A 529-nucleotide genomic window follows, 5' to 3' on the forward strand; every position below is an offset into this window, starting at 1 on the left:
TAGTGTGATCGATGGTTGCTTCTATGTTACCTGAATGCTTGTCGAAGGCATCTATTTAGTCTCAGACATGGCAAGAATTTCGTCAAATTCAGCCTCTGTCAATGGCACAACCGATAACCTTGAAAGCCGTACAAGAGCGATATTGGCCAGCTTCGGGTTTGCCTTGATCTCACTAAGCGTAACAGGTTTACGCAACCGCTTTCCTGCCTCGAGTTCAACCGCTACCCAGTTTTCATCAGTCGGGTCCGGAAATGCGGTTTTGGTTACTTTTGCCAATCCGACAACAGCACGCTCATCGCCGGAATGATAGTAAAGGACCTTGTCGCCTTTGCTCATTGCCCGAAGATTATTTCTAGCCTGATAATTTCGGACCCCGGTCCAGTCAGTTTTCTTTTCTGATCGAAAAGTATCGAAAGAATAAGAAGTCGGCTCCTGTTTAACTAACCAGTAATTCATAACCTTTTAGCTTAAATGTCATTTAGGATGTGTAACTTATCAGGGCAACTTTTGTCCATCTGTTCTCTCTGGG

Annotated in this window: 1 protein-coding gene; it reads right to left on the reverse strand. The window is 44.6% G+C overall.

The genetic code is table 11. The features are described 5' to 3' along the window. Positions 1-51 precede the first annotated feature (51 nt). Positions 52-456 (reverse strand): EVE domain-containing protein, encoded by a 405-nt coding sequence (locus tag R7P74_RS29025; RefSeq protein WP_318124173.1) that lies wholly within the window; start codon positions 454-456, stop codon positions 52-54. Positions 457-529 lie beyond the last annotated feature (73 nt).

The organism is Vibrio sp. 2033, assembly GCF_033339735.1.